Below are 13139 nucleotides of genomic sequence, written 5' to 3'. Positions count from 1 at the left end.
GTCCAACGCGCACACCATTGCCGCGCAGCTTGCGAGCCTCGTCATCGAGGGCGTGCCGGAGCGCTTTCCAAAGCTGAAGATCGTCTTCATCGAGGGCGGCTTCGGCTGGATCCCCTCGGCGGTGTGGCGCATGGACCAGCATTTCGAGCGGTTCCGCAGCGAGGTGCCGCATCTCAAGCGCAAGCCGTCGGAATATGTCCGCGAGCACTTCTGGTTCACGACCCAGCCGATCGACGAGCCGGACGAGGCCCGGCATCTGCGCGCGCTGATCGAATGGGTCGGCATCGACCGGCTGCTGTTCTCATCGGACTATCCGCACTGGGATTTTGACGACCCGCGCTTCGCCTTCAAGACGCCGCTGACCGAGGCTGAGCGGAAGAAGATCTTCAGCACCAATGCCCGCGCGGTCTACAAGTTCTGAAACCAGCATGGCCCGTCACATCGTCGCCCGCACCTCCGACATCCCGCCCGGCGGCAACAAGGTCGTCGACGTCGCGGGTCGCGACATCGTCGTGTTCCACGTCAACGGCGAGTTCTTTGCGCTTCTGAACCGCTGCCCGCACGAGGGCGCGCCGCTCGACAAGGCCGCCTGCGTGGCGCGGCTGACCTCGCCCGAGCCGGGCATCTATCAGCGCTCTCGCGTCGGCGAGATGCTGCGCTGTCCCTGGCACGGCTGGGAGTTCGACATGCGCAACGGCCAGTCCTGGTTCGACCCGAAACGCGTCAAGATCCGGTCCTATCCGGTCGCGGTGGAGCGCGGCGATGAATTGCAGAAGGGACCGTATGTTGCCGAAACGTTTCCGGTGCATGTCGAGGACAGCTATGTGATCGTCGAGGTCTGAAGTCATGCACCGTCATTCCGGGGCGTTTGCGCAGCGAATGAACCCGGAATCTCGAGATTCCCCGGTGCGCAAGTCGCACCTGAGGTCTGGTCCTGCGGACCATCCCGGAACGACATGTTGATAGAGCCGCGATCACCATCACGGATTGTGATTTCGACGCAGGTGCGATAAGCCTCGCCCGCATTCATGGCGGAGATGAGCTTTGTCCAAACAATCCCTGCGAGAGGAGGCCGAGCGCCTGATCCGCGAATCGATGGAAAAGAAGACCATCGTCGTCAAGCAGGGCGATACCCGGATCGAGGCGGTCTGCGGCAAGTGCGGCGCCCCGAACCGGGTGCAGGCGCCAAAAGGCCAGAGCCGCGTCAAATTCGCCTGCAAGCAGTGCGGGCACCAGCAGGAAACGCTGTAGGCCGCGGCCCAACCTCACCTCGCGCCATAGGCGCTCTAACCCCCTCATCCCGAGGAGCCCGCCATAAGCGGGCGTCTCGAAGGATTGAGGCCCCAGCCGGGCCTTCATGGTTCGAGACGCGCGTTCCGCGCTCCTGACCATGAGGGTCTGATAGTTACTCCCCCTTCACGAACTTCGCGAACGCATCTGCGTAATCCGGGTGCCAGCGCGACAGCGGCGGGCGGTTCTCCACGATATCGCCAGCCGCCCAGAGCATGCGCTTTTCGTCGAGGGCGCGGGGCACGTCGTTGTCCGGGCACAGGATGTAGAAATCGCCGGCCTCGAGCCGCGCGATCATGAAGTCGACGGTCTGCTCGGGGGTCCAGGCTCCCGCCGGCTTCTCGGTGCGGCCCTTGGCGGTGAGTCCGGTGAAGACGAAGCCGGGAATGAGCAGATGCGCCGTGATGTGGCAGTCTCTCGTGTTGCGCAGCTCATGCTGGAGCGCTTCGGTGAACGCCTTCACGCCGGCCTTCGAGACATTGTAGGCGGGATCGCCGGGCGGCGTGGTGATGCCCTGCTTCGAGCCGGTATTGATGATCAGACCGGCCTTGCCACGCGCGATCATGCTGGGCGCGAAGATGCGCGAGCCGTTGACGATGCCCCACATGTTGACGGCGATGATGTGCTGCCAGTTGTCGGGCTCGCCAAACAGCGTGCTGCCGGGCTGGATGCCCGCATTGTTCATGAGGATATCGGTCCCGCCGAAATGCGCGCCCACGGCGCGTTCCAGTTCCTTCACGCTCTCGGCGCGGCTGACATCGACGACGAAGGTCATCACATGTGTGGCGGCCGTGACGGATGACAGTTTTGTTGCGGCCTCGACCAGTCGTGTCTGGTCGACGTCGGCGATGCACACCTTCATTCCCGCGCGTGCGAAGGCCATGGCGGCGGCAAGGCCGATGCCGGATGCGCCCCCGGTGATCACGGCGACGTTGCCCTTGGCGATGACAGGATGCGACATGGCTCATTCTCCGGGGAGGGGCGTCGAGTTCGGTCGAGCTATRACATGGCGTTTGTGCGACCCTGCACAAGTCGGCATGGGAGGTCTTCGTTCCACGCCGCCTTTACGCCTTTCCGGCACCGCTGTATTCTCCCTGACCTAACGATCCCGCCCAGATCGAACCCAATCAATCACCTGACAGGGAGTGCAGCCATGGCTGTGTCGCAGGCTATTCCGATCACGCGCCACCCGTTCGCCAATGGGTCCTACAAGCAGATGCTGATCGACGGGAAGTGGGTCGATGCCGCCTCCGGCAAGCGCTTCGAGACCCACAATCCCGCGACCGGCGAACTGCTCGCAACCGTCGCCGAGGGCGACAAGGAAGACATCGACCGTGCGGTCGCCGCCGCTCGCCGCGCCTTCGAAGGACCCTGGAGCAAGGTCAAGCCGTTCGAGCGGCAGAACCTGCTCCTGAAGCTTGCCGATCTTGTCGAGAAGAATTTCGACGAATTGTCGCAGCTCGACACGCTCGACATGGGCGCGCCGCTCAGCCGCACCCGCGCCTATCGGCTGCGCGCCGTCGGCATGCTGCGCTATTACGCCGGGCAGACCACCGCGATCCACGGCGAGACCATCGAGAACTCGCTGCCGGGCGAAATCTTCTCCTACACGCTGAAGGAGCCGATCGGCGTCGTCGGCGCCATCATCCCCTGGAACGGCCCGCTGACCGCGACGATCTGGAAGATCGGCCCCGCGATCGCGACCGGCTGCACCGTGGTGCTCAAGCCCGCCGAGGAGGCGCCGCTGACCTCGTTGCGCATCGCAGAGCTTGCGATGGAGGCGGGTATTCCGCCCGGCGTCGTCAACGTCGTGCCCGGCTATGGCGAGACCGCGGGCGCTGCGCTCGCCTCGCACCACGACGTCGACAAGGTCGCCTTCACCGGCTCGCATGTCACGGGACAGTCGATCATCCGCGCCTCGGCCGGCAACCTCAAGCGCGTCTCGCTCGAGCTTGGCGGCAAGTCGCCGGACATCGTGTTCGCGGATGCCGATCTCGATGCCGCCGTGCCCGGCGCCGCGATGGCGGTGTTTGCCAACTCCGGCCAGATTTGCAGCGCCGGCACGCGCCTGTTCGTCGAGCAGTCGATCTACGAGGAGTTCGTCGGCCGCGTCGCCGAGTTCGGCAAGAAGCTGCAAGTCGGCAACGGCCTCGATCCCAATGTGCAGATCGGCCCGCTCGTCTCCGAGCAGCAGCTCGAGCGCGTCACCGGCTATCTCGATATCGGCCAGAAGGAAGGCGCGCGCGCGCTCGCCGGCGGCGGCCGCGTCACCGAGGGTGCCCTTTCGAAGGGCTTCTTCGTCTCGCCGACCGTGTTCGCGGGTGTGCAGGACAATATGCGCATCGCGCAGGAGGAGATTTTTGGCCCCGTCATCTCCGCCATCGCGTTCAAGGACATGGACGAGCTGGTCAAGCGCGCCAACAACACCACGTTCGGCCTCGGCTCGGGCCTTTGGACGCGCGACGTCAGCAAGGCGCATGCGGTTGCGAAGAGCCTGCGCGCCGGCTCGGTGTGGGTGAACTGCTACCAGGCGATGGACCCGGCCGTGCCCTTCGGCGGCTACAAGATGAGCGGTTACGGCCGCGAGTCCGGCAAGCAGCACGTCGAGGAGTATCTCAACGTGAAGGCCGTCTGGATCAAGACGGCGTAAGGTCTGTTCCCTCCCGCGCGTTCCGCGGGAGGGAATATCTACTTTTGCGGGGGCGGCACCTTTTCCGGTGACCGCCCCTCGCTATATGATCCGCATCCTTCCATAGCCACTTTGGGGCCAGCATGAAATTTCCGGCGTTGTTCAAACCGTTGCAGGTCGGTCCGTACAAGCTGGTGCATCGCGTCGCGATGGCACCGCTGACGCGCATGCGCGCCGAGCGCGAGAGCTTTTCGCCGCGGCCGCTCAATGCCGAATATTACGGCCAGCGCGCAACGGAAGGCGGCCTACTGATCGCCGAAGCTTCGCCCGTGCTCTCGCACGGCCGCGGCAACCCGGCGACGCCGGGCATCTATTCGGAGGCGCAGATCGCCGGCTGGCGCAAGGTGACGGATGCCGTGCATGCCAAGGGCGGCATCATCTTCCTCCAGCTCTGGCATGTCGGCCGCGTCTCGCATTCGTCCTTCCATGGCGGTGAGCTTCCGGTCTCGGCTTCGGCCATCGCGATCAAGGCCGAAGGCATGAAGGCGATGACCGCCGACGGCAAGATTTCCGACTATGAGACGCCGCGCGCGCTGGAGACCGACGAGGTCAAGGGCATCGTCGAGGCCTTCAGGCAGGGCGCGAAGAACGCGCTCGCCGCCGGCTTCGACGGCGTCGAGATTCACGGCGCCAACGGCTATCTGCTCGAGCAGTTCCTGCAATCGCGCAGCAACCAGCGCACCGATCAATATGGCGGATCGATCGAGAACCGCGCGCGGCTTCTGCTCGAAGTCACGCAGGCCGCGATTGACGTCTGGGGCGCGAACCGCGTYGCCGTGCGGCTGTCGCCGCACGGCATCGCCAACGATTCCGGCGAGCCCGATCCGATGTCGCTCTACACCCATGTCGTGAAGGCGCTCGACAAGCTCGGTCTCGCTTATCTGCACCTCATCGAGCCGCGCTCCAGCGGCGCCGGCCGCGCCGACGTCCACTGGGAGAACGTGCCCTCGGCGATGGTGCTGTTCCGTCCGTTCTACAGCGGCGTACTGATGACGGCCGGCGGCTTTACCGGCGAGACCGCGAATGCGGCAATCGCCGACGGCCATGCCGACATCATCGCCTTCGGCCGCATCTTCATCTCCAACCCCGATCTGCCGCGACGCCTCGCGCACGATTATCCGATCACGCCATATAACCGTGCGACGTTCTACGGCGGCGAGGAGAAGGGGTATACGGACTATCCGGCGTATGACGAACTGACGCCGGCGTAGGCGTTCTCTTCCCTCATTCCGGGGCGTGACGAAGTCGCGAGCCCGGAATCCATCGGGCCGCGTACCTGGAGGTGAGATGGATTCCGGGCTCGATGCTTCGCATCGCCCCGGAATGACGAGCTTGATTTGTCGCGCGACCGTCAACACAATTTCCGTCATTGCGAGCGTAGCGAAGCAATCCAGAATCTTTCCGCAGAGGTGTCTGGATTGCTTCGCTACGCTCGCAATGACGACGGAGGGACCTACCATGGCCAAAGCCGCAGCCGCCGCAGGTATCGCCACTGGCCAATGCCTCTGCRGCAAGGTCACCTTCGAGATCGACGTTCCCGCGCGCTGGGCCTGGCATGATCATTCCGCCGGTAGCCGCCGCGCTCATGGCGCGGCTTACGCGACCTATGTCGGCAGCTGGAAGAAGCGCTTTCGCATCACCTCCGGCAAGGCTGCGCTCACGCGCTACGAGGACAAGGCAACGAAGACTGCGCGCAGCTTCTGCTCGCATTGCGGCACGCCGATCGCCTACGAGCGCCCGCGGGGCCCGCACATGGTCAACATCCCGCGCGCCCTGTTCAAGGAGCGCACCGGCCGCCAGCCGCTCTATCACATCGCCATCGAAGAGCTCCAGGAGTGGGCCTATACCGGCGAGCCGCTGGTGCCGCTGAAGGGCTTTCCCGGTGTGGTGTGGCAGCGCTCGAAAAAGAAGAAGCGCGCTAGCGGCGAAGACCCTTTCGAGCTTGGCCGCGAGGAGGTGCTTTAGCCTTGGCGGCGACCTCAGTCTTCGCCGAAACAGCCTTCCGCGGCGCCGCCTTGCGTCCCGCTGTATTCGCCGCCACGAAGTCGAGCCCGCGCTTGACCCAGTTTTTCAGCTCGGTATCGCTCTGATAGCCGTCCGGCGCGACGCGCACGAAGCCGGTCATGATGCGCCCGCGCATTTCCATCGGGCTGGTGTGCGGCTCCTGCAGCATGCGTGCATGCGCTTCCGGGCCGACGCGGATCAGCATGCCGCCGCGCCCGCTGACCGTGCAGCACATGGTGTTGTTCACCATGAAGCAGAGGCCGCCCATCATCTTCTTTTCCGCGACGTATCGCTGACCGGCCAGTAATTTGCGCACCCGCGCCGCGGTGTTCTCGTCATAGGCCATCGCGTCTCCCCGTGCAGGTTTACGCCCGAGCATGTTCCCAGCTTGCGCGCGCCGACGCAAGTCTGCCATGACGGCGCTTCCTTGCGTGCCTCGGCCAAGTTCGGCCATCATGCCTCCGTCCTTGCGGCAACGCCCGCTTCTGGAGGAAACATGAAGAACAAGATCACCGGCCGCTCCGCCTTTCTCGCGCTGCTCAAGGACGAGGGCATCACCCATCTGTTCGGCAACCCCGGGACCACCGAGCTGCCGATCATGCATGCGCTGAAGGATCATCCTGATCTCACCTATGTGATGGCGATGCAGGAGAGCCTGGTGGTGGCGATCGCCGATGGCTACAGCCGCGCCTCCGGTAAGCTCGTCGCCTGCAACGTCCATGTCGCGCCCGGCCTCGGCAACGCCATGGGCTCGCTCTACAACGCCCAGTTCACGGGCACCCCGATGATTTTGACCGCGGGCCAGCAGGAGCAGGGCCACGGCCTGATGGAGCCGGTGCTGTACGGCCCGCTGGTGCGCATGGCCGAGCCGCTGGTGAAATGGGCGGTCGAGGTGACGCGGCTGGAGGATCTGCCGCGCATCGTGCGCCGCGCCGCCAAGGTCGCGATGACGCCGCCGACCGGGCCGGTGTTCATCTCGCTGCCCGGCGACATCCTCAACAGCGAAGCCGGCATCGATCTTGGCCGCTCCACACGCATCGACGCGCGCACCAGGCCGTCGGACGAAGCGCTGAAGGCCTTTGCCGCGCGGCTGCTCAAGGCCGAACGTCCTGTCATCGTCACCATGGACGAGGTGGTCAAGAGCGACGCGCTGAAGGAGGCGGCCGAGCTCGCCGAGCTGCTCGGCGCTGCCGCCTATCAATCCTCGACCGCCTATGGCTCGCACTTCCTCTCGGAAAGCCCGAGCTTCGTCGGCACGCTGGCGCGCGTCCAGAAGGTCGCACGCGATACGCTCGCGCCCTACGATCTCCTGGTCGCGCTCGGTGGCGATCCCGTGCGCATGTCGGTCTATAGCGAAGTCGACCCACTGCCGGACGGATTGCCGATTCTGCAGGTCGGCCTCGCCGACTGGGAGATCGCCAAGAATTTTGGCGCGGAGATTGCGCTGAAGGCGGACGTCAAGGAAACGCTGCGCGCGCTGCTTCCCGTGCTGAAGGAGATCGGCGGCGCGGCACTGGCGCAACGCTCAAGGCAGCGTCTCGCAGAGCTCGCGCCGAAGAACTGGAGCGCGCGCCGCGCCGCTTTGGCCGAGCAGATCGGCAAGAGCGCGGGGCGCACGCCGATCGATCCCGATTATCTGGTGCTGCACATGGTTGAGGCCATGCCCGAGAACGCCATTCTCGTCGATGAAGGCCTCACTTCCAGCCGCCAGATCACGAACCTGCGTCCGCACCGCGATCGCTTCGGCTATCACGGCCTTGCCTCGGGCGGCATCGGCTGGGGCCTGCCGGCATCGGTTGGTGTCAGCATCGCCAATCCGGATCGTCCCGTGGTGTGCTTCTCCGGCGACGGCAGCGCGATGTATTCGATCCAGTCGCTATGGACGGCGGCACATCACAAGCTGCCGCTCAACGTCGTCATCGCCAACAATGGCGGCTATCGCATCATCAAGCAGCGCCTGCTCGCCTTCCATGGCGACGACAATTATGTCGGCATGGATTTTGTCGACCCGCCGGTGGATTTTGCCGGCATCGCCAGGGCGCTGGGCTGCGAGGCGATCAAGATCAGCGACCCCCGCGAGCTGAAGGCGACGCTGTCGTCGGCGTTTGCCCGGCCCGGGACGAAGCTGATCGAGGTGATGGTGGACGGGAAGGTGTAGGGGGTCGCGCCTCCCTGCAGGATCGGTGCTCGCCGCACTCTCAGTCGTCATCACCCGCGAAGGCGGGTGATCCGGTATTCCAGAGACGGCGGTGGTGGAGTCGGGACGCCGCGGCGTACTGGATGCCCCGGTCAAGCCGGGGCATGACAGAGAGTGTGAGGCTTCTACCCCGTCTTCCCCACCCGATACCCTGCCGCCGGATGCGGCGCGCCGAGCCGCGCGCGGCCATCGCCGAACAGCTTCTCCCGCAATGTGCCTTTTGCGTATTCCGGCTTGTACCGCCCGCGCCGCGTCAGCTCCGGCACCAGCATGTCGGCGATGTCCTCGAAGTCGCCGGGCGAGATCGCGAAGGCGACGTTGAGGCCGTCGACGTCGGTTGCCTCGAACCATTGCTCGATCTTGTCCGCGACCATCTCGGGCGTTCCAACCACCACGGGGCCGGCGCCGCCGATGCCGACATGCTCGATGACGTCGCGCACGGTCCAGACGCGATCGGGGTCGGCGCGGGTGACGTTGTCCATGGCGCTGCGGCCGGCATCGTTCTGGACGTGGCGGACCTGCTGGTCGAGGTCGTAGCCGGAGAAGTCGACGCCGGTCCATCCCGACATCAGCGCCAGCGCGCCTTCGGGGCTGATATGGCGGCGGTAGTCGGCGTATTTCTCCTTCGCCTCGGCTTCGGTCCGGCCGAGGATGATCGTCATCATCGAGAACATCAGGATCTCGGCCGGATTGCGGCCCAGCGCGGCGGCCTCCTGCCGGATCGCGGAGACGCGCGGTGCGATCACCTTGGCTGACGGTCCCGACATGAACACGCATTCGGCGTGACGCGCCGCGAACTGGCGGCCCCGCGGCGAGGTGCCGGCCTGGTACAGCACGGGCGTGCGCTGCGGCGACGGTTCGCTGAGGTGAATGGTGTTGTTGATGCGGTAGTTCGCACCCTCATGATTGACGCGATGAACCTTTGCGGGATCGGTAAAGATACCGCGCTTGCGATCGCGCAGCACGGCATCATCCTCCCAGCTCCCTTCCCAGAGCTTGTAGACGACCTCCATATATTCGTCGGCGATGTCGTAGCGGTCGTCATGCCCGGTCTGCTTGTCCTTGCCGGCGCCGCGGGCGGCGCTGTCGAGATAGCCGGTGACGACGTTCCAGCCGATCCGCCCCTCGGTGAGATGATCGAGCGTCGACATCCGTCGCGCGAAGGGGTAGGGCGGCTCGAAGGACAAATTGCTGGTGACGCCGAAACCGAGATTTTGCGTCACCGCCGCCATCGCCGAGAGCAGGAGCAGCGGCTCGTTCGACGGCGTCTGTGCTGCATTGCGCAAGGCTGCGTCAGGGCTGTTGCCATAGACGTCGTAGACGCCCAGCACGTCAGCCAGGAACAAGCCGTCGAAGCGGCCGCGCTCCAGCGTCCTGGCAAGGTCGATCCAGTAGGGCAGGCGGTTATATTCGGCGGTGCGGTYGCGCGGATGGGTCCACAGGCCCGGCGACTGGTGTGCAACGCAATTCATCGCAAAGGCGTTGAGCCTGATCTGCTTGGCCATGATGGTCCCCCGGCGCTCTGTACTGAGCGCTCTTCGAATGATAGACGTGCGCCCCAACTTGGCGAAGTTCTTGCATATAACTTGCGCTTGGCAAGGCCAAAATCAGCAGCACTGCTGCCCTTGGCAAGCCAATCTCAAGCGAGCAAGAACGAAATCCCAAGAGAATTACAAGAGAACTACAAGAACAATCCAAGTCCCCGCCACTTTCGAAGGCCGTCCTGTCTCGGGTAGAGTCCTTCCTCGAAGTCCGAAAAGCAAATCATGACCAGAGCCGACGCCATCGCCCGCGCCCGTGAGGATTTCAAATCGGGCGCGTTCCTCGCCGAACTCGACCGCCGCGTCGCCTTCAAGACCGAAAGCCAGAATCCGTCGCGCGGCGCCGAGTTGCGTGCCTATCTGGAACAGGAGATGCAGCCGGCCTTCGCTGCGCTCGATTTTCAAAGCCGTATGGTCGAATCCCCCAGCGGCAAGGCGCCGTTCCTGTTCGCCGAGCATCACGAGAGCGCGTCCGCCCCGACCGTGCTGATTTACGGCCATGGCGACGTCGTCGACGGCATGGAGGGCGAATGGCGCGATGGCCGCGATCCCTGGCGCACGACGGTTGCGGGCACGCGCCTCTACGGCCGCGGCACCGCCGACAACAAGGGCCAGCACAGCATCAACATGGCGGCGCTCCGCGCGGTGCGCGAGGCTCGCGGCGGCAAGCTCGGCTTCAACGCCAAATTCATCGTCGAGATGGGTGAGGAAATCGGCTCGCCCGATCTCGGCAAGGTCTGCGATCTCAATCGTGATGCGCTCAAGGCCGATCTGTTCATGGCCTCCGACGGACCGCGCCTGTCGGCAGATCGCCCGACACTCTTCCTCGGCTGCCGTGGCGGCATCCGCGTCCATCTCGACGTGAATTTGCGCGACGGCGGCCATCATTCCGGCAATTGGGGCGGCGTGCTCGCCAATCCCGCGACCATTCTGGTCAACGCGATCTCGACGCTGGTCGATGGCCGTGGCCGTCTCCAGCTCGATGCCCTGAAGCCGCCGCGGCTCACCAACCAGATCCGCAGCTATCTTGCCGATGTGCAGGTCGTCCCGACCGAGGACGAGCCGGCGCTGGCGGAGAACTGGGGCGAGGAGGGATTGTCAGCGGCCGAGCGGCTCTATGCCTGGAACACGCTCGAAGTGCTGGCGATGTCCTCGGGCAATATCGAAAAGCCGGCCAACGCCATTCCCGGTCACGCCAATGCCGTGCTGCAACTGCGCTTTGTCGTCGGCACCAAGATCGACGGCCTGATCGAGGCCGTCCGCGCGCATCTGGTCGAGAAGGGTTTCCCGATGGTCGAGGTGCGGGCCGCACAGAGCTTTGCGGCCTCGCGTACCGATTTCGACAGCCCCTGGATCAAATGGGCGGCGGATTCGGTGCGAGAAACGACCGGCAAGGCGCCGGCGGTGCTGCCGAACTTCGGCGGATCGCTGCCGAACGACGTATTTTCCGAGATCCTAGGCCTGCCGACGATCTGGGTCCCGCACTCCTATCCCGGTTGCTCCCAGCATGCGCCCAATGAGCACATCCTGCTGCCATTGACCGAAGAGGCCTTGACGGTGATGGCCGGGCTGTTCTGGGATCTCGGGGAATTGCCCAAGCCTTTGACCTGAGCCGCTGACCTGAGCCACTGACCCTTGGCCATTAACCTGAGCCGCAAGCCAGCCGAAAGTCACATTCTAATCCGGGCCGATTTGTGCTTGCATCCGGCCCATCATCCTGAAAGGGGAACAAAAAAGTGAAGCATTTCCGTCACATCGGTCTCGCGCTTGCCGCGACCTTTGCCGTCAGCCAGGCCGGGGCCCAGGAGCTGACCGGCACGCTGAAGAACATCAAGGACACCGGCGCCATCACGCTGGGCTTCCGCGACTCCTCGATCCCGTTCTCCTATCTGGACGACAACCAGAAGCCCATCGGGTTCGCGATGGATATCTGCTACAAGATCGTCGACGCCGTGAAGAAGGAGCTCAAGCTCGACAAGCTCGAGGTCAAGCTCAACCCGGTCACTTCGGCGACGCGTATTCCGCTGATGGCCAACGGCACCATCGACCTCGAATGCGGCTCGACCACCAACAATGCCGAGCGCCAGAAGCAGGTCGCCTTCACCAACACCCACTTCCTGACCGCCAGCCGCTACGTGTTCAAGAAGTCGAGCGGCCTGAAGTCGATCGACGACCTCAAGGGCAAGACGGTGGTCTCGACCGCCGGCACCACCAATATCAAGCAGCTCACCGAGGCCAACGTTGCGAAGGGCCTCGGCGCCAACATCATCCCGGCCAAGGACCATGCTGAGTCCTTCCTGATGGTCGAGACTGATCGCGCGGTCGCCTTCGTGATGGACGACATCCTGCTCGCGAGCCTTGTTGCCGGCTCGAAGTCGCCGGACGACTACGTCATCTCCAAGGACGCCTTCTCCAAGCCTGAGCCCTACGGCATCATGCTGCGCAAGGACGACGCGCCGTTCAAGAAGGTGGTCGATGCGGCGACCGCCGCGCTCTACACCTCGGGCGAAGGTCAGAAGATCTATGAGAAGTGGTTCACCCAGAAGATTCCGCCGAAGGGCCTCAACCTCAATTCGCCGATCTCGGCCGAGCTGAAGAACGAGTTCGCGAAGCCCACGGACTCGCCGAACCCGGACGACTACAAATAAGCTGCTGTTTGCCTCTTCCCGCTTGCGGGGAGAGGAAGCAAATTCCGGCCATTCTGGAGGGAGTGGCCGGACATTTGCATAGACGTTTACGTCATCTGTGATTGGCGCGTTCGCGCGGGGGACACGTGAACTACCACTGGAACTGGGGAATCTTCTTCGAGCCGAACCCGATGGGGACCGGTACCTACCTCGACATGCTGCTGTCGGGGCTGGCGCTGACCCTGAAGACGGCGGTTCTTGCCTGGATCATCGCGCTGGTCTTCGGCTCGTTGATCGGCGTCATGCGCACGCTGCCCTCCAGGGCGGCCTACTGGTTCGGCTTCTGCTGGGTCGAGTTCTTCCGCAACATGCCGCTGCTGGTGCAGCTGTTCCTGTGGTACTTCGTGCTGCCGGAATTGTTGCCGAAGGCGGCCGGCACCTGGCTGAAGCAACTGCCGAACGCACCGTTCTGGACCGCTGCGATCGGCGTCGGCCTCTTCATGTCGGCGCGTGTCGCTGTGCAATTGCAGGCCGGCATCGGCTCGTTGCCGCGCGGGCAGAAGATGGCCGCAACTGCGCTCGGCCTGACCACCGTGCAGGGCTATCGCTATGTGCTGCTGCCGATGGCGTTCCGCATCATCCTGCCGCCGCTGACCTCCGAGTTCCTCAACACCATCAAGAACACGGCGGTCGCCATCACCATCGGCCTGCTCGAGCTGAACGGACAGGCGCGCTCGATGCAGGAATTCTCGTTCCAGGTGTTCGAGGCCTTCACCGCAGCGACCCTGCTC

13 protein-coding genes are annotated in these 13139 nt (G+C 64.4%); 10 read left to right on the top strand and 3 right to left on the bottom strand.

Annotated features, from left to right (window positions below; translation table 11 throughout):
* From AC1D00_RS07730 to AC1D00_RS07720, 3 genes are all read left to right on the top strand, one after another.
* Positions 1-421, top strand: a 421-nt coding sequence (locus AC1D00_RS07730) for an amidohydrolase family protein (RefSeq protein WP_477010249.1), incomplete at its 5' end; no start/stop codon positions are given.
* 7 nt (positions 422-428) lie between these two features.
* Positions 429-842 (top strand): Rieske (2Fe-2S) protein, encoded by a 414-nt coding sequence (locus AC1D00_RS07725; RefSeq protein ID WP_167770937.1) that lies wholly within the window; start codon positions 429-431, stop codon positions 840-842.
* Between the two features lie 202 nt (positions 843-1044).
* Positions 1045-1251 (top strand): hypothetical protein, encoded by a 207-nt coding sequence (locus tag AC1D00_RS07720; RefSeq protein ID WP_135175424.1) that lies wholly within the window; start codon positions 1045-1047, stop codon positions 1249-1251.
* A 154-nt stretch (positions 1252-1405) separates the two neighbouring features.
* On the opposite strand, the gene AC1D00_RS07715 is transcribed toward AC1D00_RS07720, so the two are convergent.
* Entirely contained in the window at positions 1406-2251 is an 846-nt protein-coding gene (locus AC1D00_RS07715) for an SDR family NAD(P)-dependent oxidoreductase (RefSeq protein ID WP_477010248.1), read from the bottom strand.
* A 192-nt stretch (positions 2252-2443) separates the two neighbouring features.
* Here AC1D00_RS07715 and AC1D00_RS07710 point away from each other — a divergent pair, with 192 nt between their 5' ends.
* From AC1D00_RS07710 to AC1D00_RS07700, 3 genes are all read left to right on the top strand, one after another.
* On the top strand, positions 2444-3940 hold the full coding sequence (locus AC1D00_RS07710) for an aldehyde dehydrogenase family protein (protein ID WP_028173898.1): 1497 nt from the start codon (positions 2444-2446) through the stop codon (positions 3938-3940).
* A 122-nt stretch (positions 3941-4062) separates the two neighbouring features.
* Complete coding sequence (locus tag AC1D00_RS07705) at positions 4063-5190, top strand: alkene reductase (protein WP_477010247.1); 1128 nt, start codon at positions 4063-4065, stop codon at positions 5188-5190.
* A 247-nt stretch (positions 5191-5437) separates the two neighbouring features.
* Positions 5438-5944: a GFA family protein gene (locus AC1D00_RS07700; protein WP_477010246.1), complete on the top strand. Its 507-nt coding sequence runs from the start codon at positions 5438-5440 to the stop codon at positions 5942-5944.
* Here AC1D00_RS07700 and AC1D00_RS07695 read toward each other — a convergent pair.
* Positions 5898-6440: a TfoX/Sxy family protein gene (locus tag AC1D00_RS07695; protein ID WP_477010245.1), complete on the bottom strand. Its 543-nt coding sequence runs from the start codon at positions 6438-6440 to the stop codon at positions 5898-5900. The genes AC1D00_RS07700 and AC1D00_RS07695 overlap by 47 nt on opposite strands.
* Positions 6441-6479: 39 nt before the next feature.
* On the opposite strand from AC1D00_RS07695, the gene AC1D00_RS07690 reads away from it, so the two are divergent.
* Entirely contained in the window at positions 6480-8141 is a 1662-nt protein-coding gene (locus AC1D00_RS07690; RefSeq protein WP_477010244.1) for a thiamine pyrophosphate-binding protein, read from the top strand.
* A gap of 164 nt (positions 8142-8305) precedes the next feature.
* Here AC1D00_RS07690 and AC1D00_RS07685 read toward each other — a convergent pair whose 3' ends face one another.
* Complete coding sequence (locus AC1D00_RS07685) at positions 8306-9685, bottom strand: LLM class flavin-dependent oxidoreductase (protein ID WP_477010243.1); 1380 nt, start codon at positions 9683-9685, stop codon at positions 8306-8308.
* A gap of 261 nt (positions 9686-9946) precedes the next feature.
* On the opposite strand from AC1D00_RS07685, the gene AC1D00_RS07680 reads away from it, so the two are divergent.
* The 3 genes from AC1D00_RS07680 to AC1D00_RS07670 all read left to right on the top strand — a co-directional run.
* Entirely contained in the window at positions 9947-11332 is a 1386-nt protein-coding gene (locus AC1D00_RS07680; RefSeq protein ID WP_477010242.1) for a M20 family metallopeptidase, read from the top strand.
* 125 nt (positions 11333-11457) lie between these two features.
* Positions 11458-12369, top strand: a complete 912-nt coding sequence (locus tag AC1D00_RS07675; protein ID WP_027547450.1) for an amino acid ABC transporter substrate-binding protein — start codon at positions 11458-11460, stop codon at positions 12367-12369.
* Positions 12370-12494: 125 nt separating this feature from the next.
* On the top strand, positions 12495-13139 hold a 645-nt coding region (locus AC1D00_RS07670), incomplete at its 3' end, for an amino acid ABC transporter permease (protein ID WP_477010241.1).

It is taken from the genome of Bradyrhizobium sp. P2_E8, assembly GCF_056403875.1.
Note: the sequence above shows the minus strand (reverse complement) of the source record. Positions and strands in the feature narration are given on the sequence as shown.